General features: G+C 71.6%; 18 protein-coding genes. 9 read left to right on the top strand and 9 right to left on the bottom strand.

Features of this window, described 5'->3' with window-relative positions; translation table 11 throughout:
- The first annotated feature begins 10 nt into the window (after window positions 1-10).
- On the top strand, window positions 11-682 hold the full coding sequence (locus tag OHS58_RS00255; RefSeq protein ID WP_326943477.1) for a maleylpyruvate isomerase family mycothiol-dependent enzyme: 672 nt from the start codon (window positions 11-13) through the stop codon (window positions 680-682).
- 15 nt (window positions 683-697) lie between these two features.
- Here the strand turns inward: OHS58_RS00255 and OHS58_RS00250 are convergent, their stop codons facing one another.
- Window positions 698-1,318 carry an L-threonylcarbamoyladenylate synthase gene (locus OHS58_RS00250; protein ID WP_247055530.1) on the bottom strand — a complete coding sequence of 207 codons (621 nt, stop codon included), beginning with the start codon at window positions 1,316-1,318 and terminating at the stop codon, window positions 698-700.
- A gap of 373 nt (window positions 1,319-1,691) precedes the next feature.
- Between OHS58_RS00250 and OHS58_RS00245 the strand changes: the two genes are divergently transcribed.
- The gene (locus tag OHS58_RS00245; protein WP_328646764.1) at window positions 1,692-2,201 is read left to right on the top strand and encodes a DUF899 family protein; all 510 of its coding nucleotides are present in this window, start codon (window positions 1,692-1,694) and stop codon (window positions 2,199-2,201) included.
- Window positions 2,202-2,398: 197 nt separating this feature from the next.
- Window positions 2,399-4,798, top strand: coding sequence for a sensor histidine kinase (locus OHS58_RS00240; RefSeq protein WP_442875508.1), 2,400 nt, complete (start codon window positions 2,399-2,401; stop codon window positions 4,796-4,798).
- Between the two features lie 54 nt (window positions 4,799-4,852).
- Here OHS58_RS00240 and OHS58_RS00235 read toward each other — a convergent pair whose 3' ends face one another.
- Together OHS58_RS00235 and OHS58_RS00230 are read right to left on the bottom strand one after the other, a co-directional pair.
- Entirely contained in the window at window positions 4,853-5,458 is a 606-nt protein-coding gene (locus OHS58_RS00235; protein ID WP_247055533.1) for a response regulator transcription factor, read from the bottom strand.
- 281 nt (window positions 5,459-5,739) lie between these two features.
- Entirely contained in the window at window positions 5,740-6,000 is a 261-nt protein-coding gene (locus OHS58_RS00230) for a hypothetical protein (RefSeq protein ID WP_326943480.1), read from the bottom strand.
- 369 nt (window positions 6,001-6,369) lie between these two features.
- Here OHS58_RS00230 and OHS58_RS00225 point away from each other — a divergent pair, with 369 nt between their 5' ends.
- Entirely contained in the window at window positions 6,370-7,119 is a 750-nt protein-coding gene (locus tag OHS58_RS00225) for a helix-turn-helix domain-containing protein (RefSeq protein ID WP_247055535.1), read from the top strand.
- A 205-nt stretch (window positions 7,120-7,324) separates the two neighbouring features.
- Window positions 7,325-7,930 (top strand): response regulator transcription factor, encoded by a 606-nt coding sequence (locus OHS58_RS00220; protein ID WP_256475271.1) that lies wholly within the window; start codon window positions 7,325-7,327, stop codon window positions 7,928-7,930.
- Between the two features lie 402 nt (window positions 7,931-8,332).
- Here the strand turns inward: OHS58_RS00220 and OHS58_RS00215 are convergent, their stop codons facing one another.
- The 3 genes from OHS58_RS00215 to OHS58_RS00205 all read right to left on the bottom strand — a co-directional run bounded on the left by OHS58_RS00215 (window position 8,333) and on the right by OHS58_RS00205 (window position 13,412).
- Window positions 8,333-9,526, bottom strand: a complete 1,194-nt coding sequence (locus OHS58_RS00215; protein ID WP_328646762.1) for a sensor histidine kinase — start codon at window positions 9,524-9,526, stop codon at window positions 8,333-8,335.
- A 69-nt stretch (window positions 9,527-9,595) separates the two neighbouring features.
- On the bottom strand, window positions 9,596-11,041 hold the full coding sequence (locus OHS58_RS00210; RefSeq protein WP_326943483.1) for a SagB/ThcOx family dehydrogenase: 1,446 nt from the start codon (window positions 11,039-11,041) through the stop codon (window positions 9,596-9,598).
- 49 nt (window positions 11,042-11,090) lie between these two features.
- A complete protein-coding gene (locus tag OHS58_RS00205; RefSeq protein WP_328646761.1) occupies window positions 11,091-13,412 on the bottom strand; it encodes a TOMM precursor leader peptide-binding protein in 2,322 nt (773 codons plus the stop codon).
- Between the two features lie 295 nt (window positions 13,413-13,707).
- On the opposite strand from OHS58_RS00205, the gene OHS58_RS00200 reads away from it, so the two are divergent.
- From OHS58_RS00200 to OHS58_RS00190, 3 genes are all read left to right on the top strand, one after another.
- A complete protein-coding gene (locus tag OHS58_RS00200) occupies window positions 13,708-14,403 on the top strand; it encodes a helix-turn-helix domain-containing protein (RefSeq protein ID WP_326943485.1) in 696 nt (231 codons plus the stop codon).
- A 130-nt stretch (window positions 14,404-14,533) separates the two neighbouring features.
- On the top strand, window positions 14,534-15,109 hold the full coding sequence (locus OHS58_RS00195) for a hypothetical protein (protein WP_247055546.1): 576 nt from the start codon (window positions 14,534-14,536) through the stop codon (window positions 15,107-15,109).
- Window positions 15,106-16,425 (top strand): copper resistance CopC/CopD family protein, encoded by a 1,320-nt coding sequence (locus OHS58_RS00190; protein WP_328646760.1) that lies wholly within the window; start codon window positions 15,106-15,108, stop codon window positions 16,423-16,425. The genes OHS58_RS00195 and OHS58_RS00190 overlap by 4 nt, the downstream gene beginning before the upstream one ends.
- Before the next feature lie 222 nt (window positions 16,426-16,647).
- On the opposite strand, the gene OHS58_RS00185 is transcribed toward OHS58_RS00190, so the two are convergent.
- From OHS58_RS00185 to OHS58_RS00175, 3 genes are all read right to left on the bottom strand, one after another.
- A complete protein-coding gene (locus OHS58_RS00185; RefSeq protein ID WP_326943488.1) occupies window positions 16,648-18,195 on the bottom strand; it encodes a 4-hydroxyphenylacetate 3-hydroxylase family protein in 1,548 nt (515 codons plus the stop codon).
- 31 nt (window positions 18,196-18,226) lie between these two features.
- On the bottom strand, window positions 18,227-19,471 hold the full coding sequence (locus OHS58_RS00180; protein WP_326943489.1) for an acyl-CoA dehydrogenase family protein: 1,245 nt from the start codon (window positions 19,469-19,471) through the stop codon (window positions 18,227-18,229).
- Between the two features lie 104 nt (window positions 19,472-19,575).
- Window positions 19,576-21,006: an FAD-dependent oxidoreductase gene (locus tag OHS58_RS00175; RefSeq protein WP_326943490.1), complete on the bottom strand. Its 1,431-nt coding sequence runs from the start codon at window positions 21,004-21,006 to the stop codon at window positions 19,576-19,578.
- Between the two features lie 401 nt (window positions 21,007-21,407).
- Between OHS58_RS00175 and OHS58_RS00170 the strand changes: the two genes are divergently transcribed.
- Window positions 21,408-22,760, top strand: a complete 1,353-nt coding sequence (locus OHS58_RS00170; protein ID WP_326943491.1) for a nucleotide disphospho-sugar-binding domain-containing protein — start codon at window positions 21,408-21,410, stop codon at window positions 22,758-22,760.
- The last annotated feature ends 22 nt before the right edge of the window (window positions 22,761-22,782 follow it).

The raw sequence follows: 22,782 nt of genomic DNA, 5'->3' as shown, positions 1-22,782 counted from the left end.
GGTGGCACCGATGGCCGACGTGTTCACGGAACTGCAGGCCGAGACCGAGGCGCTGGCCGAGCTGGCCGAACGCCACGGGCGCGGCCCCGGTCCGGGACCCGACATCACCGGGTACTTCGCCCGGCTGACGTCGACCGCGCGGCTGGTCCGGCTCAGCGTCGAGAACCCGGGCGTGTTCGGCGTGACCCCGCAGATCTCCTACGACTCGCTCGACGAGGCGATCCTGACGTGGCTGCTCGAGCAGCGGAAGGCCACCGCCCTGCTCGCCGCCGCCCCGAAGGAGCAGCAGCTGCCGTGGAGCGACGGCCCGCTGCGCCCGTCCGTGCTCGCCGCGGCCGTGCTGACCGAGGTGTTCGCCGCCGGCCAGGACATCGCCGACGCGTTCGGCGTCCGGCCCCGCCGGGACGACTCCATCGGCCACGTCGCCTACTACGGCGTCCGCACCAGGGACCGCGCCTACCTGCGCCGGCAGGCGACGCCGCCCGCCGAGCAGTTCCGGTTCGAGCTGCGGGCCCCGTCCGGCGCGCGGTGGGACTTCGGGCCGGAGGACGCCACCGATCGCGTCGCCGGCCCGGCCGAGGACTTCTGCCTCCTGGTGACCGGCCGCCGCTACGCCGAAGACCTCGCGCTGACCTTCACCGGCGGGCGCACGGCCGAGTGGCTGGAACTGCTGGAAGGCTGAGCGTCACTCGAAGCGTCACTCGAACAGCGCCGGGTCGCCCGCGCCGACGCGCAGGATTTCCGGCTCCCCGGAGGAGAAGTCGACCACGGTGGTCGGCTCGACCCCGCAGTCGCCGGAGTCGAGCACCGCTTCCAGCTGGTGGTCCAGCTCTTCCTTGATCTCCCAGCCCTGCGTCATCGGCTCGCCCGAGCCGGGCAGCAGCAGCGTGCTCGAGAGCAGCGGTTCGCCGAGCTCGGCCAGCAGCGCCTGGGTGACGCGGTGGTCCGGGATGCGCACGCCGACCGTCTTCTTCTTCTCGTGCATCAGCCGCCGCGGCACCTCCTTGGTGGCGGGCAGGATGAACGTGTAGCTGCCCGGGGTGGCCGCCTTGATCGCGCGGAACACCGCGTTGTCCACGTGGACGTACTGGCCCAGCTGCGCGAAGTCCTGGCACACCAGGGTGAAGTGGTGCCGGTGGTCCAGCTTGCGGATGGTGCGGATGCGGTCGAGCCCGGCGCGGTTGCCCGGCCGGCACCCGAGCGCGAAGCAGGAGTCGGTCGGGTAGGCGATCAGCCCGTCGTGCCGGAGGATCTCGACGACCTGGCCGAGCGCCCGGCGCTGCGGGTTCTCCGGGTGCAGGTCGAAATAGCGTGCCATGAACGCAGAGCCTAGGGGCCACCCGGAACCCCGGCACGACGGCCGTCGAGCAGCCCCGGCGACGACGTCGACGACCGGCACGGCGCCCGGAACGGCGGAGCGCGTCTCCCAGCTTGCGGTTCCGCCGTCGACGCCGCGTGCCGCGCCGGCCACTGCGGGCGGCGTGTTGACCGCTCCCGCCACCGCGTCGGCCGCTCCGGGCGGCGTGCCGGCCCTTCCGGACAGCGCGTGACGAGCACTGGAACGACTTTGCCGGAAACTGGCACGAAGGCCGAGCGCGTCTCCCAGCTTGCGGTTCCGGTGGCTAACGCTGGGCCCGCCCGTGCAGCGCGGTCACACTCCGAAGAGGGACCGCAGCCAGGGAGGACGAGTCATGACGAAGCCGACCGTGCTGGAGCTGGACCGCCCCCGGGTCGTGGCCGGGGCGCACCACCTGTTCGAGGGCCCGCGGGGGCTCGTCTCCCTGGCCGGGCTGTTCGGCAGGCACGACCGCCTGGCCGTGCACCACCCGATGGCCGACCACAGCGGCCCGGCGGACGTCGTGCCGCTCGCCGACATCGCCACCGCCCTGCACGGACCCGGCCTGCAGCTGGCGCTCGTCTCCCACGCGCCCTACGCGAAGGTCGAGCAGTACCGGCGCTACCTCGGCTGGGGCGTGCCCGCGTACTCGGCCGCCGGCACGGCGTTCACCGACGACTTCCCGGCGACCCGGTACGTGCCCGGCGTGGGCGGCGACTCGTGGGACGACGAGTCCGGGCTGAGCTTCTTCCGGCTGGCCGGCGGGCGGGTGCTGCACATGGGGTCGGTCACCGTGCCGCGGCTGGGGTTCCTGGGCCTGCTCGCGGAGCAGGGCGGCTATCCGCCGGCGCCGGCCGGCCGCTGACCGGTCTTCGCCGCTCCGTGGCGGCCATTCGGCCGAATCCGTCGTCGGAACGGTGTTCCGCGCTTCTCTTCGCTTGCGGTGTGCTCTGGTACGTTAAGATCAGCCGTAAAAGAGCCACCCGTAAGAGAGCGACACCGCGCCCGGACCGGGCGTCCCGGCAGGCACGTCGCCGCGCCGATCCCGGAGGGGGCACCTGATTGTCTCCGGTCACCGCACTCGAGTCTGCCGCCGAACGTTCGGTGACCGCCGAACCCCGCGGCACGACCGCGGCGGACCGGCGGCCCCGGCTGGCCGCCTACCTGGCCTCGGCCATCGTCGTCGCCGTCGTCGCCGGTTTCAGCGTGATCGGGCTGGTCAACCTGCTGCTGCTGCCGGGGCCGGTCGGCTTCGTGCGCGGCGCCTACGCGCTGCTGGGCATCGGCGGGCTGCTGGCCATCCAGCTGCTCTGGTTCAGCCGCCCGGCCGTCCGGCACGACTCCGCCACCAGCCTGATCCTGGTCGCCGTGATGGTCGTGCTGGCCTACGTCCCCCTCCTGACCTTCGGGCTGCTGTGGGCCGACATGCCCGTCTTCGTCGGCGGGGCGGTGCTGCTCGCCCTGCCGGCGCGGTACGCCGGGCCGGCACTGACCGCGGTGTTCTTCAGCGTCGCCTGGATCTACTGGTTCTTCGACGCCTCGCCGCTGAGCATCGTGTACAACGCGGCCGGCTCGGTGTTCTACAGCCTGGTCTTCTACTTGCTGACCCGGCTCGCGCGCATGGTGCACAACCTCCACGAGGCCCGCACCGAACTGGCTCAGCGCGCGGTCGCGGAGCAGCGGCTGGCCTTCGCCCGCGACCTGCACGACCTGCTCGGCATGAGCCTGTCGGCGATCGCGCTCAAGGGCGAGCTCGCGCACCGGCTGATGCGGAAGTCCGTGGACCGCGCCAAGGCCGAGCTCGCCGAGATCACCGCCACCGCCCAGCGCACCCTGTCCGACGTCCGCGCGATCTCCCACGGTTATCGCGAGCTGTCGCTGGAAAAGGAGTCCCGGACGGCCGAATCGCTGCTGTCGGGCTCCGAGATCGCCGTGCAGATCCACCTCGACCAGGGTGACCTGCCGGTGCAGACGCGCACGCTGCTGGCCAAGGTGCTCCGCGAAGGGGTCACGAACGTCCTGCGCTACAGCGACGTCGAGCACTGCGAGATCGACGTCCGGCACCAGGACGGCAAGGTCACCCTGGAGATCGTCAACGACGGCATGACCGCGGACGCCCCGGCGCTCTCACCGGACAGCAGGCTGACCAGCCTGCCCGGGGAGTTCGCCGCGCTCGGCGGCACCGCGAGCGCGAAGATCGACGCGGACGGCCGGTTCCGGCTGCGCGTCGAGCTGCCCGTGCCCGGCCGCCAGGGCACCCCCGCCCCGCACGAGGGCGAGCAGCGGACGCAGATCGAGTCGAAGCGGATCCGCAGGCTGCTGCCGCTCACCATGGCGATGATGGCCTTCGGCGCGACCGTGCACGAGCTCCAGCTGACCGACCAGCCGTGGGACCTGGCCCTGGTCGTCGGCTCGATCGCGGCGCTGCTCGCCCTGCAGTTCTCCTACTTCAACCGCCCGACGACCCAGCTGCGCTCGGCGCAGAGCTACGGGATGCTGTTCGTCCAGGCCTGCCTGATCTACCTCCCGCTGCTGCCGCTGGGGCAGAACTGGGTCAGCCTGCCCGGGCTGCTGATCGGCAGCGCGCTGCTGGTCCTGCCGCCGGTGCTGGGCTGGGCGTTCTTCGCGCTGAACATCGCCGCCTACGCGGAGATCCAGCGGATCTCGGGCGCCGACATCACCTCCACCGTGTTCTACACCGCCGCGACCGTGATGACCGGGCTGGCCGTGTTCGGGCTGCTGTGGCTGGTCCGGCTGGTCACCGAGCTGGACAGCACCCGGCGGCGCCTGGCCGAGATGGCCCTCGCCGAGGAACGCCTGCGCTTCGCCCGCGACCTGCACGACCTGCTCGGCATGAGCCTGTCCGCGATCGCGCTGAAGAGCGAGCTGACCGCCCGGGTGCTGCCGCTGGACCGCGGCCGGGCCGAAGAGGAGCTGACGGAGGTCCTCGGCCTGACCCGCCAGGCGCTCTCCGACGTCCGGTCGGTGGCCAGCGGCTACCGGGAACTGTCCCTCGACAGTGAATCCCGCACCGCGAAGTCCGTGCTGGTGGCCGCGGACGTCAAGGTGCGCATGGAGATGCTCGAAGACGAGCTGCCCACGACGGTGCGCACGGTACTGGCCGTCGTCCTGCGCGAAGGCATCACGAACGTGCTGCGCCACAGCAAGGTGGAGAGCTGCGAGATCGCGATGCGCCGCACCGGCAACGGGATCTGCCTCGACATCGTCAACGACGGTGTCCAGCGGGACGCCGCCCGCGTTCCCGCCACCCGCTCGGAAGAGCAGGAGGCCGCCGGGGTGCCCGCACCGCGGCTCGCGGGCACGGTCGCCGTGCCCGCCGACGCGTCCCCGGGCAGCGGGATCGGCAACCTCTCCCACCGGGTCACCGACCTCGGCGGCAAGCTCACCGCCGGGATCGAGCCGGACGGCCGGTTCCGGCTGCGGGCCGTCGTCCCGGTCTGAACCACCCGGTCTGGACCACGCGGTCTGAACCATTCGGTCCAGACCTTTCCGCGGTCACAGCCAGCCGGACTCTTCGGCGATGCGGATCGCGTCGACCCGGTTGCGGGCGTTGAGCTTCGCGACGACCGTCGTGAGGTAGTTGCGGACGGTCCCGGCGGACAAGTAGAGCCGGGCGGCCACCTCGACCGTCCCGAAGCCCTGCGCGGTCATCCGCAGGACGTCCAGCTCCCGGGCGGTGAGCGGGCAGTCCACCGAGTCCCAGGCCGCCAGCGCCAGGTCGCCGTCGACCATGCGCCGGCCGGCGAGGACCCCTCGCACGGCGTTGGCCAGCTTGTCCGGGGGCGCATCCTTGAGCAGGAAGCCCCCCACCTTGGCGTCCAGCGCCCGGCGCAGCGTCCCGGGTCTGCCGAGGCTGGTGAGGATGACCGTCCGGCAGTCCGGGACCTGTTCGTGCAGCTCACCGGCGGCGGTGAGCCCGTCCATGCCCGGCAGGTCGATGTCGATGACCGCCACCTGCGCCTCTTTCGCGCGGGCCATCGGCACGATGTCGAGGCCCGACGCGACCTCCGCGACCACGTCGATGTCGGGCTCCAGCCGGAGCAGGGCGACCAGCGCCCCACGCACGATGTGCATGTCCTCTGCGACGAGCACTCTGATCACGGATGCCTCCGCACTCACGATTCCCCAGAACCCCAGTTAAACATTCTGCCCGAGGAATCGGTTGCACCATTCGGGCACCACTGGCGCCGGCATCGCGAAATGTCCGGGCACCCACCGGGACGGCTCGAGGAAAAGATCTATCCGCAACCGGACAGCTACCTGTGGTGACCGGTGACGGAGGCTCGAACGAGCGTGGTGGGAAATTTTCCGGCTTGCCCCGCTTGTGGACTGTGCGACGGTCCACAAGCGACGGGCCGGGTGCGGAACTGCGGAAACGACGCTCAGGCGGCTTCCAGGACGTCCGCCCGGCAGAAACAGGTTCGGGCCGGGCTGCCCGAGGTGGCCTCTTGCCACTGTCCGAACTGTTCGATCACCAGGTCGGTGGCCGTCTTGTCGAACTCGATGCCCATATCCGAGAAAAGCGCGCGAACGTCGGCGGAAACATGTGCAGTCATTGTTGTTCTCCCCAGTGACGAAGATGAATTCTCCACGTGCCACAAATCGTCGCTCAGGGATGCGTTGACAACCAGTGCCGGTGTCACCGGGCCGTTGTGGCTTACACATGCTCCGCGCGGCTCGGGAGGGACTCCGAATGGGCTAACAAACCATCGACGCGGGAGCGATCCGGGGGCTTTCGTCACCATCCGCGTCCGGTCGGTCACGGCCCGCCGCTACGCAGCGTGCAGAACGCACATCTCGTCATGGTTGGACTACCCGGTCCGGCGGCCGCCGAACCCGGATGTGCGAAACGCATGTCGACCATCGGCGAAACCCATGCGCACCGGTGCACAGAGCACTTAAGAAGTAGACGTCCGCAGATCTACAGTTTTGGTCGAAATCAAGTGCCCGCAGCGGATGCCTTCGTCGGGAAGGCCCGGAGGGCGGCTCCCACGTCGGAAGGACGGCCCGCGATGGATGAGATCGTCCGGCAAGCTGTGGCTCGCGCCATCGTGACCATGCGCAACCACTTGGACGAACGGCTCACGATCGACGACCTCGCCCGTGCGGCCGTGTTCAGCAAGTTCCACTTCACCCGGGTGTTCCTCCGGGTCACCGGGCTCTCGCCCGGCCGCTTCCTGTCCGCCTTGCGGCTGGCCGAGGCGAAACGCCTGCTCGCGACCACCGAGACCTCGGTGGCCGACATCAGTCACCAGGTCGGCTACAACAGCGTCGGCACCTTCAGCGCGCGGTTCAGCGGCAGCGTGGGCGTTTCGCCGTCCGGCTACCGCCAGCTGGGCGGCACCGCGCCGCGGCTGTCCGACCGGCAGGCCTGCCCCGGCTCGGAGGCGACCATCCGGGGCCAGCTGCGGGTGCCCCTGCCGGCCGAGGTGGGGCCGGTGTTCATCGGGCTCTTCGCCGCCCGGATCACCGAGGGCGCGCCGGCCCGGCACGTGATCCTGCCCCGGCCCGGGCCCTACGCGCTGACGAACGTCCCGCTCGGTTCGTGGTTCGTGTTGTCGCACGCCTACGGCACCACGGCGCCCGACGACACGGCGCTGCGGCCCTTCACCGGCCTGACCGGACCGCTGACCATCCACCGCGGCGTCACCGCGAGCCTGGCGGACGTCCGGATGCGACCGCGGGACGGTTTCGACCCGCCCGTGCTGCTGGCGCTGCCGGACCTGCGCCAGCCCGCGATATCCCGGCCGATGGCGAGCTGAACGCCCGCTTTTCCGGCCGTGGACCCGCCGTCCGCACCGCGCGGACGGCGGGTCTCGCGCGTCACGGGCCCGCTCCGGCGGGAACCGCGGAATTCCGGACGTTCTCACCCGGACGATCGAGCGGCGTCCGCGAAACACCGGCACCGGGGACGAATGACGTACAATCACCACACGGAGTCGCTGAACTGGGGGGCGAGGTACCGGCGTGATCAAGGTGTTGCTGGCCGAGGACATGCACATGGTTCGCGGCGCCCTGGTCGCCCTCCTGAACCTGGAGTCCGACATCGAAGTGGTGGCCGAGGTGTCCTCGGGCGACCAGATCCTGCCCGCCGCGAAAGCGGCGATGCCTGACGTCGCGGTGATCGACATCGACCTGCCGGGCAAGGACGGGCTGTCCGCGGCGATCGAAATCCACGAGAGCCTGCCCGACTGCCACACGCTGATCCTCACCAGCCTCGGCCGGCCGGGCACGGTGCGCCGGGCGCTGGACGCCAAGGTGAACGGCTTCCTGCTGAAGGACGCCCCGTCGGACAAGCTGGCCAACGCCGTGCGTTCGGTCGCGATAGGACGCCGGTTCATCGACAGCGAGCTCGCGCTGGCGGCCTGGGAGACCGACGACTGCCCGCTCACCCCGCGCGAGCTCGAGATCCTGTCCCTGGCCGCGAAGGGCCGCACGGTCGCCGACATCGCCGCGGAGCTGTACCTCTCGGCGGGAACGGTGCGCAACTACCTGGCGGCCGTGGTGACCAAGCTGAACGCCCGCAACCGGGTACACGCCATCCGCATCGCCACCGAAGCCGAGTGGCTCTGACCGGTCCGATGTGACCAGGGGCCGCGACAAGCGCTCGGGCGCTTAGTGCGGATGTTCAGTTCGCCCGCGCGACCTGCCAGCGCAGCCCGGGCGTTCGGGCGCTCAGCTTGAGCGCTCAGCTCGGGTGCTCGGCTCGCCCACTCAACCCGGGCACTTAGCTCAGGCGCTCAACTCGGCCACTCAGCACGGGTACTCAACTCGCCCGCTCAGCGCGGGCGCTCAGCCCGACCGCACAACGCGTCCACTTAGCTCAGGCACTCGACTCGCCCACTCAACCCCGCACCCAGCTCGCCCGCTTAGCCGGGGACTCAGCTCGGGTGCTCAACTCGGCTGCCCAGCCCGCCCGCGCAGCCGGCAATCGGCTCGCCCACTCACCTCAGCCCGCCCACCCACCTCAGCCGCTCAGCTTGCCCGGCGGCGGCGGGCGAGCTGCGGGCCTGAGCGCACGGGGATCGCGGCCAGCAGGCGGTGGGTGCCGTCCGGGCCCGTTTCCGTCGTCAGGGCGCCGTCCAGGGCCTGTACGCGGTCGCGGAGGTTGCGCAGCCCGGCGCCGGAGTCCGCGCCGTCGCAGGCTGCGCCCGCGGCGCCGTCGTTGACGATCTCCAGCCAGGCCGTGCCGTCTTCGGTGCTGACGGAGAACGCGCACCAGCTCGCGCTGCTGTGGCGCAGCACGTTCGTCACCCCTTCGCGCAGCACCATGGCCAGCACGGTGGCGACCTGCGGCGGCAGGCCGCCGAGCCCGGAGCGGGCCACGGTCACCCGGGTGCCGGCCGCGCTCAGCACCGCCGCCGCCGCCCGGCACTCGTCCTCGATCGACAGGTCGCGGTAGCCCGCGGCGATCGTGCGGACGTCGGCCAGCGCGCGCCGCGACATCACCAGCAGCTCGCCGAGCTCCTCCTTGGCCTGGCCCGGCCTGCCGAGCACGAGGCGGTCGACCAGCTCACCCTTCAGGGTGATCGCCGAAAGGCTCATCCCCAGCAGGTCGTGCAGGTCGCTGGAGAACCGCTTGCGTTCCTCGGTGATGGCCTGGCGCTTCAGCTCGCGCACCTGCTCGCCGCGCTCGGCCACCAGCCGCGCGGCAGTGCCCAGCCCGAACAGGGCGAGCGTGGCGACCCCGGCGGACACCGCGCCCGCCAGGCCGGCGGCGACCGAGCCACCCGGCAACGCCGGGACCACCGCCGCCCCGGCGCACGCCAGGAGCGCGCCGGGCACCGCGAGGACCGGCCGGAACGTCAGCAGCACGCTCCCGGCGAAGAACCCGCCGGCCACGCTCCACGACGCACCGAACGGCATCAAGCCGATCACCGCCTGCAGGAGCAGCACCACGACCGGCCGCCGGACCCGGCCGCGGCCGAAACCGGCCAGGTACGCCACCGCCAGCACCGCGGCGCAGACCGGCGCGGCCAGCCGGACGAGCCCGGGCTGGGAGCCGGTCAGCACGGGCAGGGACGCCAGCGACGCCACGCCTATCGCAGCCGCCACCTGTGCGGCGAACACGAGCGTGCGAGTCTCGGACCGCTCGTCCTCGAACGCGGGAGGCGGCTCGGCGGCCGGCCCCTGGAGCCGCGTCCCGCGAATCGGTATCGGCTGAACCACGAGCCCTCCCAGATACCCCCTGGATCCCGGAGACTCCAAGGTAACAGGGAAGTCCGGGAAAACGGGAGGTCACCGCGACGGCGGGAAATCCAGGACGCACTCGCCGACGCTCACCTCGGCCGGCCACTCCAGCTTCAGCGAGCGGTCGACCCGGTCCCCGGCGTCGACCGGCACGGCGTGCGCGGCCAGCCCCATCGCCTTCGCGGTCAGGTAGAGGACCTGCTGCAGGGCACCGACGTGCAGCAACGTCGTCGCGTACGCGGCGTTCCCCAGCACCCAGGCGATCCGCGACATCCGCGCGGTCATCGTCAGCAGCACCGGCGGCCGGCGGTGGCTGCCGGCCCCGACCATGGCCAGGTCGAGCAGGCCGTCGAGGCCACCGGCGTCGTCGTTGGTCAGCGTCAGGGTGTGCCACAGCGGGTCGTAGTGGTAGATCCCCCGCGCCAGGCCGACGCAGCGGTTGATCGCGACGTAGATCTCGAGCTCGTACAGGCAGGCGACGCTGAAGTAGGGCCGCTGGGAGGCCTCGTGGGCCGGGCCGCCGGGCAGGTACGCCGGGCCGACCGAGCGCACCCGCGCGGCGCGGAAGAGCAGCTCCCCGATCTGCTCGGCGGACAACGCGCGCTCGGTCATCTCGGGGCAGGTGTGGTCGTCTTCCAGCAGCTCGCTCAGGGTCGGGTCGTTGGCCTGGAGCATCGCCGGGCTGGGCCGGTGCAGCGGGAAGGTCGAGCCGGCCGCGGTCTGCTTGACCACCGGCGGCTCGGCGCCCTCGCGGTGCGCCCCCGGGTCCGTCGGGCCGCCCTTCTGCCAGGTCCGGCTCCTGGCGTGGAACAGCAGGTCGCCGGGCGACCAGACGGCCAGGTCACCGTCGGTGTCCTCGGTGAACCGCGCCCAGTCGTCGGCCAGCAGCGCCACCCCCGCGGCCACCAGGAACGCGATGATGTCGGCCACGACCGGCTCGGCCAGCCCGGTGGTCTCCGCGACCTGCGCGACGGTGACCGGACCGGCCAGCGACGAGACCACGAGCATCGCCGGCGGCCGCAGCAACGCGACGCGGTACCGGGCGCGGGGGGACTCGAGCAGCAGCCCGCCGCCGTCCGGGCGCATCGCCGAGAACCGGGAGAGCTTGACCTGCCGGCCGGGCGGCACCGGTTCGGCCTGGAAGACCGGGGACTGGGTGACCGGGATCGCCGAGAGCAGCGGACCGCGGCCGTCGTTGAGCGCGAGCGAGTGCACGACCGAGCCGGCCAGCCGGTTGAGCACCCGGCGCAGCGTGCCGGCCCAGGCTTCGGCACCACCGCGCGCCGACGAGGCCAGGTTGGCCATCGACACCGGGCCGAGCAGCAGCCGGCTCAGCGACTCGCGGACCGCCTCGGGAATGCTCGCCAGCTCGTACTCGCCCCACCACGTGATCGCGACGAGCGTGTCGTCCTCCCCCGCTTCCAGCAGGGTGTCTTCGCTCAGGGACCACAGCCGGACGGTCTCCGGACTGCCCTCCAGGCCGTCTGCAAGCAAGGTATTCTCCTAGGGCGGAACAACGAGCACTGAGCCTCCCGCGGGACTCTTAAAGAAACATCGGGAACGGGTTGAGGCCCTCGTACGGCGTCGGCGCGTCGAGCCGGCCGAGCCGGACCGGGACGTCGAACAGCCGGCCGGGCGCGAACCGGGCCCAGAACGGCCGCAGGCCCGGGACGAGCACCTTGACCACCGGGATCCCGACGTCCGGCCGGGTCTGGTCGAGCACGAGCAGCTCGAGACCCGCCTGGCCGAGCAGCCGGGCCAGCGCCTCGACGTCGTCGCGAACATCGGACCGGTTGACGTACGGGAAGTCGGCCGCGGCCCGCATCCGCTGCCCGGCCGCGGGCCGCAGGTAGGGCTGGTTCGCGACGGTGGCGTACGCGAGCCAGCGCCGCGCGTCCGGGTCGTCGACGTCGTGGCCCGCGGCCTGCACGACGGGCAGCATCTGGTTGAGCTCGGTCACCGCCCGGCGCACCGCGATCCGCGGGTCGAGGTGGGCGCCGAAGCCCATCATGATGTCCTCGTGCGGGCCGTCGGTCCGCCGCGAAAGCGCGACGGCCACCGGGATGCCGAGATCCGACGTCACGTCGAGGACCCACAGCTCGCGGCCGAGCGTCGCGTAGCCGGCCGACATCTCCTCCAGCCACGGGTCGCCGAAGGACGCGAGGTCGACGCCCGGCACCGGCGTGCGGTTGTACCACCACAGCGCCACCGCGTCGCGTTCGACGAGCTCCAGCGCGCCCTGCAGGATCGCGTCCTCCAGGCTGCTGCCCGCCGCGGCGCCGTTCGAGTCCGCGCGCACCCCGGGCGTCGCGTGCTCCCGCGGGATGCCGTAGTACAGGTAGGACGTCGGCAGCAGGCGGCGCTGCCCGGTGAGCGACCACACCGGCGTCCAGTCGACCTCGGCCGCCGGGTCGAACGGCGCGGGGACCCCCTGGAACTCCGCGTGGGCGCGGTTCCAGGCCGCGCGGTCGCGGTACTGCCGGTCGTCGAAGAGCATGCATTCGTTGGGGTGGACGGCTTCCTCGCCCAGCTGCGCGTAGGAGCCGCGGATGCGGAGCTCGTCGCCCTGGAAGTTGCCGGAGAACCGCTCCGCCGCCTCGCAGAGGGCGCTGACCTCGGCGTCGAGCGGGCTGACGCCCTTGCCGCCGTTCTCGCAGCGCAACCCGGCGCGCAACGCGGCCATCCCGGTGACCCCGCGGGCGACGTTGGGCCCGGAGCGGTAGGCGTTGGCGAACGACGGCGCGGCCGGGTCGGGCCGGATCTCCTTGATGATCCCGGTGACCGGGCTGACCAGGTGGCGGTGCCGGCTCAGCATCTCCGCCGGCGTGGTCGTCCGGTGCCCGCCACCGCCGGTGGTCGCCTTCTTCGCCGGCTGCAGCACCACCGGGCGGTCCGTGCGCCCGGCCACCAGCGACGGGTCGCCGCAGTCCGGGCACTGCGGGCGGCGGCGCAGCTCGTGCAGCCGGCCCTGCAGGTCGAGCGTGTCCAGCGTCCACACGCACTGCTGGCCGGGATGGCGGTAGCCGGCCAGCCACTTGGACGCCTCCAGCGCGACCAGGTGCGCCGCGGCCGCGGTCAGCGACGGCAGCGCCGACACCGGGCGGTGCGCCGGGCCGGCGTGGCCAAGTTCTTCCTGCACGCACGCCTCGGCGTGCCGGTGGCCCCACAGCCGGTGCGTCAGGCAGTGCCAGCACGCCTCCCCCGGCTGGAGCACCGGGCCGATCCACACCTGGGCCCCGGACGGGCGCGCGAGCAGCCAGGGCCGCCCGGTCCGGCGGTGCTCGGCGTCGATCACGGCCAGGCGCGGGTCGAGGTAGTCGGCGCACAGCACGATCGAGAGGTCGGCGACGCCGGCGTCCGCGGGCAGGACCTCGATACCGGCGTCGGCCAGTGCCCGCTCGACGGCTCCGGGGTCGGTGCCGGCGGCGCTGTCGCCCACCGCGATCAGCGCCGCGGTGCCCGGCCGCGCGGCGACGACGTCGGCGTCGATGCCGCAGGCGTCCCAGTAGGCCAGCGCGCGCTCGTCACCCGGCCGGGTGACCCCGGCCGGCTTGCGCAACGTCACCAGGCCGGCGTCGACCAGCTGGGTCAGCAGCGCGGCGACCTCCTCCGGGGCCATTCCCCCCGGCCGGCCGCGCAGCAGCCGGTCGAGGTCGTGCGTGCCGTCCAGCAGGGCCGCCAGCGATTCGATCTTGGCCCCGTGCATCGCGATGACGCCCTGCTCGGAGAACAGGTAGGCGCCCTTGCCCGCGTGGACCTCCGCCCGCAGGTGCCGCCGGAACGCCGGAGTCGGGGCAGGAGCGGGCGTGGCCGCGGCGGGCCCGCCGTCGTCCGGTACCCGCACGTCCACCGCTGTTGTGCGCATGGGGCTCTCCTGCCGGCAGTCGGGAGGATTGAACGAGGACCCGAATCCTGCTCCTGCAGGCCGGGGCCCGGCCAGTGTGCAAAAGCACGGAGAAGTCGTGCGAAACGCATGTTTCGACCTGTGAAACACAGGGGTGGCCGGTGCGCGGCTCACTGGCAGCGCGCGGCCCGGGCCGTCACCGTGGACAGCGACGCCCGTGGCGGCACGGCACGTCGCCGGAACCGTAACCGAGCCCGCGGCACCGCGCGACTCGGACGGCAGCCGGCCAGGCACCCGAAAAAGTGAGGAACCGAGTATGCCCACCTCTGCTCGCACCTACGGACAGTTCTGCGGCCTGGCCCGGGCGCTCGAGATCATCGGCGAACGATGGTCGCTGCTCGTCGTGCGGGACCTCGTGCTCGGTCCGAAGCGCTTCAACGACCTTCGGCAGACCCTCCCGCGCATCCCGGTCAGCATCCTCACCTCCCGGCTCAACGAGCTCGAGGAGGCGGGTGTGATCCGCCGCCGCGTCCTGTCGCAGCTGGACGCCGGGGTCGTCTACGAGCTCACCGAGTACGGCTGCGAGCTCGACCACATCGTGCTCGACCTCGGCCTGTGGGGTGCCCGCTCGCTCGGCTACCCGAAGCCGGACGACGCGTTCAGCATCGACACCGCGATCCTGTCGCTCTACACGACCTTCCGCGAGGAGGAGGCCGCGGGCGTGCACGTCAACTACGAGCTGCGCCACCTCGGCGGCGAGATGATCGTGCACGCGCTGGTCGACGACGGCACCCTGAAGGTCTCCGCCGGCTCGCTGCCCAGCCCCGACCTGGTGATCGAGCCGCAGGGCCCGGCGATCCTCGACCTGCTCAACGGCAGCCTGACCGCGCAGGACGCGCTGTCCGGCGGTCAGGTCCACGTCGAGGGCGACCCGGCGCACCTGGAGCTGTTCACCCGGCTGTTCCACATCCCGCCGGCTCCCGAGCGCCCGACCGGGCTGGCCGTGCACTGACACCGGTCGGCGCAATCCGCCACACCGCCGCACTTTTCGCCACGAGATGGGCAATCCGGAGGAACGGATTGCCCTCCGGCGAAGGCTAAGATCCGTGCGAAACGTCATTTTTCGGGATACTGGGGTCTGCATGTCGACGTCCGAAATCACCCGCCCCGCCGGGTTCCTCGCCGCGCTCAACAGCCGGTACCACCACCGCGCGCTCGCCGTGTTCATGGTGATCGTCATCGGGCACTGGGCCGAGCACATCGTGCAGGCCGTGCAGATCTACGGCTTCGGCTGGCCGACCTCGCGCGCCCGCGGCGTGCTGGGCATGCCGTTCCCGTGGCTGATCTCGCAGGAGTGGCTGCACTACGGCTACGCGCTGGTGATGCTGGTGTTCCTGTGGGTCCTGCGCCACGGCTTCGCCGGCCGCTCGCGGCAGTGGTGGAACCTGGCCCTCGGCATCCAGTTCTGGCACCACATCGAGCACCTGCTGCTGTTCATCCAGGCGCAGTCGGGCTGGCGGCTGGCCGGGCAGAAGGTGCCCACCAGCATCATCCAGCTGCTGATCCCCCGGGTGGAGCTGCACCTGTTCTACAACACGATCGTCACCATCCCGATGATCGTCGCGATCGTGCTGCACCGGCGGGCCTCGGCCGCGGAGCACGAGCTGACCGGCTGCACCTGCGGGCTGCCCCGGCACTCCGCGCTCGCCGCGTCGTGAAACGCGCGCTGGCCCTGCTGGCCCTGGTCCTCGGCCTGCTGGTGGTCGGCGCCGTTCCCGCTTCGGCTCACGTCGAGATCATCTCGTCCACCCCCGGGGACGGTGCCCGCCTGACGGCGGCGCCGTCCCTGGTTTCGGTGACGCTGTCGGAGAACATCGGCATCCAGCCCGGCTCGATCAAGGTCGTGGACCTGTCCGGGAAGCAGGCGGAGACCGGCCCGGTGTTCCAGCCCGGCGACGTCGCCGAGCAGGTGGCGGTGCGGCTCGAGCCGGGCCTGCCCGACGGCAGCTACCTCGTGGAGTACGCGTTCGTCTCGGCCGACTCGCACCCGGTGCGCGGCACGTTCGCGTTCGTCGTCGGCACCGGACCGCTGGTGACGTCGGCGGGCGCGGTCTCGGCCGCCACCGGCACGGACCCGGCGGTCGACGCGGTGTCGACGGCGGTCCGCTGGCTGGCCTACCTCGGTGTCGTCCTGCTCGGCGGGCTGGCGTTCGTGCTGCTCTGCCGCCCGGCGGCGCGCACCGACGGCCGGGCGCGGCGGCTGCTGCGCTGGGGCGCGGGACTGGTCGGCGTGATGGCGGCCGCGGCGTTCGTGCTGCAGGGCCCGTACGCGGCCGGGCGCGACCTGGCGGCGGTGGCCGACCCGGCCCTGCTGGCCGACACGCTCCGCGTCGCGTACGGGAAGCTGTTGCTGCTGCGCCTGGTCGCGGTGGGCGCGCTGGCGGTGTGCACGGCCCGGCTGCTCGGGCCGTCGGACCGCCTGCGGCCGCGGTTCGAGAACCTGGCGATGGTGGCCGGTTTCCTCGTCCTGCTGACGTTCTCGGCGACCGGGCACCCGGTGACCGACCCGATCATGTACTTCTCGGTGAGCGCGGACCTGGTGCACTTCGGCGCGATCGCGATCTGGGCCGGCGGCCTGATCCAGCTGGCGCTGTGCCTGTACCGCCCGGCCGACGGCGAGGACGTCGCCGGCGTGGCGGCCCGGTTCTCCAGGCTGGCGGCGGGCGCGGTGACGGCGATCGCGCTCAGCGGCGCGGTGCTGGCGCTGCGGATCATGCCGTCGCTGACGTCGCTGTGGACCACCCGGTTCGGGCTGCTGGTCCTGCTGAAGATCGCGGGCTTCGCGGCGCTGCTGGCCGTGGCGAGCCGGTCCCGCCGCGCGGTCCGCCGGATGGCGACCCCCGCACCGGGCGGCACCGCGACGCTCACCACGGACCTGCGCCGCCTCCGTCTGGCGGTGTCGACGGAGGTTCTGCTCAGCGTGGTCGTCCTGGCCTTGGCGGCGTTCCTGACGGTCACCCCGCCCGGCGGCTGACCCGGCTTTCTCCGGCCCACCCATCGGCGACCCATACCCAAACTCGTCGCGGCCCGCTCCGCAGCGTGCGTGATGGTGTCGCCGGGATCCTCGAACGTCCTTACCGGACTGTCCTGCGTTCACCGCGAGCTGTCCGACGTGGTCCACCAGATCCGGCCCTGGGCACGCACATGACCCGGGGCGGGCCGCGAACGGCCCGCCCCGGGTCTGTCCAGCATCGGCTCAGCCGAAGAGGTCGCGGCCCGCCTTGCCCAGCTCGTCGAACGAGGCGAGATCGGGCACCTGCCACCCGTCCAGGTCGTACTCGGACAGGCACTGGTCGACGAGGGCCTTGTAGCCGTCCAGCTGGCCGTCGGCCATCTGCCCGTACAGCAGCTCCAGCCGGGTGTTCTCGTGGCTGCCGGCGTAGTTGCGCTCGTAGAGCTCGTGCCGGCCGCCGAACTCGGTGCCGACCGCGTCCCACAGCAGCTTCATGACCTTCACCCGCTCGACCGCGTCGATGCCGTGCGAGCCACGCAGGTACTTGTCCAGGTACGGCCGGATGTCCTCGTTCCGGAAGTCCTGCGCGCTGGAGTTGAGGTAGATCATGCCGCTCGCGACGTCCTGCAGCACGATCTCGCGCAGCCGCGCGTAACCGAGCTGGGAGAACCACCGGTAGGCCATGCCGTACCGCGGGTTGGGCAGCACCGCGCCGTTGCGCCACGGCACCGGGTTGCGCGCCGCGGCGTCGGACAGGCCCCAGAACAGGTTGCGCCAGGCGAGCACCTCGCCGAGACGTGTCTGCACGCCCCGGAAGTCGCTGACCCCGGTGATCTCCAGCGCCTTGGCGAGCAGGCCGGCCAGGAACTCGAACTTCACCGCGAGCCGGGTGCAGCCCTGGAAGGTGAACCGCTCGATGAACCCGGACTGCCCGGTGAACATGCTCACCTTGGCGACGTCGCCGTAGATGAACACGTTCTCCCACGGAACGAGGACCTTGTCCAGCACGAGGACGGTGTCGTTCTCGTCCAGCCGTGAGGAAAGCGGGTAGTCGAAGGGACTCCCGGTCACCGCGGACGCCGCGCTGTAGGACTGGCGGCAGATCAGCTTCATGCCCGGCGCGTCCATCGGCACGGTCGCCACGAGCGCGAACTTCTTGTCCTTGATGGGCAACCCGTAGTGGGCGATGAAGTTGTAGTGCGTGAGCGCGGACCCGGTCGCCACGACCTTCGCCCCGCTGACGATCAGCCCGGAGTCGGTCTCGCGCTCCACGTGGACGAAGACGTCGGCGACCTCTTCCGGCGGCCGGTGCCGGTCCACCGGCGGGTGCACGATCGCGTGGTTCCAGTAGAGGACCTTCTCCTGCGACTCCCGGTACCAGCGGCGCGCGTTGTCGGCGAACGGGTTGTAGAAGTCGGCGTTCGCGCCGAGCGTGCCGAGGAACGACGCCTTGTAGTCGGGACTGCGCCCCATCCAGCCGTAGCTCATCCGCGCCCACGACGCGATCGCCTGCTGGTCGGCGACGAGGTCTTCGGCGCTGTGCGGCGTCGTGAAGAACCGGTGGGTGTAACCCCCGGGACCGCCGGCGTCGGTCGCGGTGGTGAGCACGTCGCGGTGCTCGGGATCGTGCAGCGCGTCGTAGAGCCGGGCGACCATCCGCACCGGGTTGCGGAACGCGGGGTGTTCGGTCACATCCTTGACCCGCTCGCCGTACAGGTAGACCTCGCGGTCGTCGCGCAGGCTCTCGATGTACTCGTCGCCGGTGAGCGGCCGGGTCGTCTGCTCGGTCATCTGATCATCACCCTCGTGTGCCGGCATGGGGTCAGTTCGTCACGTCGAAGACCAGGCGGGCGAGCTCGCGGTTCGCCGCGCTGGCCAGGAAGATGCTGACTCCGGCGTGGCTGTGCAGGGTGGACATGTCCCGCCAGACCCGTTCGAGCCGGGCACCCGCGCGGACCGAGCTCGAGCCCGCGGTCGGGAACAGCTGCTCGGACACCGCGCTCCAGCACAGCCGGACCGCTTCGCGGCTGATCAGGGACAGCCGCAGGTCCACCTCGCGGGTGAACGCGCCCGGCCCGCGCTCGGCGGTGGCCGTCCACTGCCGCACCGCGCCCGAGAGCGCCGCTTCGGCGGCCGCGATCTTGCCGGCGGCCTCGCCGTAGCGGAACTGGTAGTCCGGGTCCTCCGTGCGGGAGGTGATCGGCGGGAAGAGCGTCGTGCGCTCCCGCATGAGCCCGCCGTAGGCGTCCAGCGCGCCGGTGGCCATGCCGATCGCGATCGCGGCGAGCGGGAACTGCACCGAGCTCAGCACCCCGCCGCCGTACATGGCGTTGCCGTGCAGCTCCTGCCCGGGCGTGCCGTCGACGACCGACGTCATCCCCATGTGCGTGCCGACCAGGCCGAAGTGCGCCGGGATGTGCGCCTTCTCGATCGCGACGCTGTGCGAGCCGCTGCCCTTCAGGCCCAGCTGCGCGCCCCAGTCGTCCAGCCGCCGCCACTGCGCGCGGGGCACCACGAACAGCATCGGGATCGGCGGTGCGCCCTCCGGGCCGGCCACCAGGGTGTGGCCGATGAAGTGCGTGGCGTACGGCGAACCCGAGCTGTAGGGGTGGACGCCCTCGATGATCCAGCCGCCGTCGTCGGCCGGCTGCGCGAACCCGGAGATCCCGACCGTGGCCGGGCAGATGAAGTCGCCGTTCGCGAACAGCTCGTCCTGCGCGGTCTCGGAGAACAGCGTCGCCGCCAGGAGCGCGTGCGACGCGCCGAAGGTGTACATCCACGCCGTCGACGGGCAGCCCCGGGCGAGCGCGGACACCACCTGCGCGTGGGTCTCGAGGTCGAACTCGTAACCGCCGTACCGCCGCGGCACCAGCAACCGGTACAGGCCCGCGCGGAGGAACTCGTCGTGGGTGTCGAGCGCGTAGTACCCGCGCTCCTCGGTCTCCGCCTGGCGGTCGACGAGGGTCGCCGCGATCCGCTCGGCCCGGGCGATCGCCTCCCCCGGCGTCAACCCCGGCTCCGGCGCCGACGGGTAGTCCTCTTCGGACACACTCCTGACCGCAGTCATAACCCAGCCTTCTCTCGAGAAACGTCGCTAGTGCCCGGAATCGGGCCGATCGTGACGGGGACGCCGCCGGACGGGACGTCCGGCGGCGGCTCACCCTCGGCCGGTCAGGCCGCCTTGCGCACGTCGGCGGCGGCCGTGAACACCGGCTCCACGTCCGCGGGGGCCTGCCAGACGTGCGGCCGCAGGCTCTCCTTCGACGGGCCGAACATCGACTTCCACAGCACGCGCAGCAGGATGCCGGGGCGCATCAGCGAATCCGGCGTCGCCATCAACGCGGCGACCTTGAAGTACGCGGCGGCCACCTTGCCGTCCCGGGTCGCGGCGATCTGCGTCTTCTTCAGGAACTTCTGCGCCATGCGGACCTGCCGGGTCCGCTCGCCCTTCACCCCGGGGAAGGTCAGGTCGATCGTGTTGGTCATCTCCCACGCCTGGTCGATCGCGTCCTTCGCCAGGTCCTGGAAGTAGTCGAGCGGGATCGGGCCGGCGCCGCTGTGCAGGTGCTGGCGCATGGTGAGCGCGCACAGCGCGGCGACGGTCATGCCCTGCGCGTAGACCGGGTTGAAGCAGGTGACCGCGTCGCCGGTGACGAGCAGGCCCTCCGGGAAGCGCTCCAGCTTCTGGTAGTGCCGGCGCAGCGTCGTCGGGAACCGGAACGCGATCGGCGCGTCGACCGGGTCGGCGTAGCGCAGCACGTCGTAGACGTCCTTGGCCCCCAGCGACCGGATCCACTCGTAGAGCTCGTTCTGGTCGGTCGTCGGGTGGTCGCCGAGCAGGCCGTAGGTCGTCAGCTCGAGCAGGCCGCCGTCGACCTTGAAGAAGACGTTGCCCCGCGGCAGGCCCGGGTGCGCGATCTGGTTGATGGCCGTGTCCTTGCCGAACGGGTCGCAGCCGGGACGCAGCTTGTAGTGCTGCGTCACGTAGACCAGGTCGATCTTCTTGCGCTCCTCTTCGGCCTTCGCGTAACCGAGCTGCTCCAGCCAGACCGGGGTCCGCGAGCCGCGGCCGGTCGCGTCGACCACCAGGTCGGCTTCGAGGACCTCTTCGGTCTTCTTCCCGTGCGCCTGCACGCGGGCGCCGGTGATCCGGCTCTTGTCCGCCGTCGTCTCGAGCCCGAGGATGTCGTGCTGCTCGACGAAGGAGACGTTGGGGATGGCCTGGACGCGCTCGCGGATGTGCCACTCCAGCACCGGCCGGAGCACACCGAGGGCCGGCAGACCGGCGTGGTGCTGCTTGAGCCGGTAGCCCTGGGTGTACCAGCGGCAGGTGCCGGCCAGGTCGCCCTTGGGCGCGCCGTTGTCGACCAGTTCCTGCGTGATGCCGGGGAACAGCTCCTCCATGGCGTGCACGCCCCTGGCCTGCAGGCCGTTGGCCTGCTGGCTCTGCGGGCAGAACCGGCGCACGCCCTTCGTCCCGACCAGTACGTCACGGTCCACGATGAGCACCTCGTCGTAGGCATCCGCGAGCACTCGTGCCGCGAACAACCCGGCGATGCTTCCACCGAGCACCACCGCGCGCGATCCAGCGTTGTGGCTCATCACGGATTCCTCCTTGATACCTAAGAATTTGGTGATCTCGTCAGTCCTGATCCGGTACATCCAGTGGAAGGGAAACTCGCCAAACCCGCCGTCCACGCGAAGGTCAGCGTCACATTCGCGGCCGCGCGGGGTCATCTCCCGCATTGCGGACGCCCGGCCGGTTCCGGTAGTCCATTGTGGACGCCCGAACCGGGCCGCAAACCCGCGACGACCAGGTGCGCACTCGAAGAGATGTTGCGGCGGACGGCCCCTGGCAGGCTGCTGATTGTCCAGCGGACGCGTGTTTCTCGCCCGGGCTCGCTCGCGCCGCGCTGAAGCACGCCCGTCCTGGCTCGACACCGCGGGGCCGGACGGCGCCCCGCCGTCCGACCGCCCACCGAGATCGACCGAAGGACGAAGCCATGCGCGTGATGATCGCGACGGTGCCCCATCCGAGCCACTTCTACACGCTCGTTCCCTACGCCCAGGCGTTGCAGAACGCCGGCCACGAGGTCGTCGTCGCGGCGCCGCCGGGAGCCGAACCCGCGCTGGTCGCGGCCGGTCTGACCGCCGTCAGCAACGGCGTGCCGACGCCGCTGACCCCGGCGAACCTGCGGAAGGTCGGCGTGCCCGACCTCGAGAAGATGGACCGGTTCGCCGACGCGTTCGGGCTCGACGACGCCACCCGCGACCGCTGGGACGCCTTCTACCAGTTCTTCGCGTTCAACAACCGGATGTCCATCCCGACCGAGCCGCAGGCGACGCTCGACGGGCTCGTCGACTTCGCCAAGGCGTGGAAGCCCGACCTGGTGCTGTGGGAGAACTGGTTCCAGTTCGGCGCGATCATCGCCCGCGCGTCCGGCGCCGCGCACGCGCGGATCCTGATCAGCCCGGACTACGGCGCCTGGTCGCTGGAGCTGTACGCGCAGAAGGGCAACGACGCGGTCGCCGCGATCGGCGGCAACCCGATCGTCGAGGACCTCGAGCCGGTGGCGAAGCGCTACGGCGTCGAGATCGACGACGACCTGCTGCTCGGCCAGCTGACGATCGACCCGCTGCCCCGTGAGCTGCGGATGTCCGAGAACATCACCGCGGCTCCGGTGCGGGCGATCCCGTACAACGGCGGGGCGCAGAAGCCGGAGTGGCTCTACGGGCGGCCGGCGAAGCGGCGGATCGCGCTGACCCTCGGGCTGTCCAACCGGTTGTGGCAGGTCGACGGCGACCCCCGGCTGCCGAAGCTGCTCGCGGCGGTGGGCGAGCTGGACGTCGAGGTGATCGCCACGGTCACCGAGCAGCAGCTCAAGCAGGTCGAGACGATCCCGGACAACGTGCAGGTCGTCGACTACGTCCCGCTGATCCAGCTGCTGCCGACCTGCGACGCGATCATCTCGCACGGCGCCACCGGCACCTTCTGGGCGGCGCACTCGGCCGGCATCCCGCAGATCATCCTGGACACCGACGAGAAGCACCGGATGATCTGGAGCGGCGACGGCGACAACATCAGCGTCAGCAACGCCGACCGGCACGGCGACTCGTGGGTCTGCGCCAAGTACATGACCGACCACAACGCCGGGCTGCGGGTCAACCACCAGACCGAGTCGGTCGAGGAGATCCGCGCGAAGGTCGATGCGCTGCTGACCGACCCGGCGTACCGGGAAGGCGCCAAGGCGCTGCACAAAGCGTGGGCCGACCGGCCGAGCCCGGCCGAGCTGATCCCCGAGCTGGTCCGGCTCGTCGAGCGGCACCAGGCGCAGGTGCCGGCCGACCTCCGGTGACCTGACGCCGCTGCACCCGAAA

Source organism: Amycolatopsis sp. NBC_00348, assembly GCF_036114655.1.
In the GTDB taxonomy this organism is placed as follows: Bacteria; Actinomycetota; Actinomycetes; order Mycobacteriales; family Pseudonocardiaceae; genus Amycolatopsis.
Note: the sequence above shows the minus strand (reverse complement) of the source record. Positions and strands in the feature narration are given on the sequence as shown.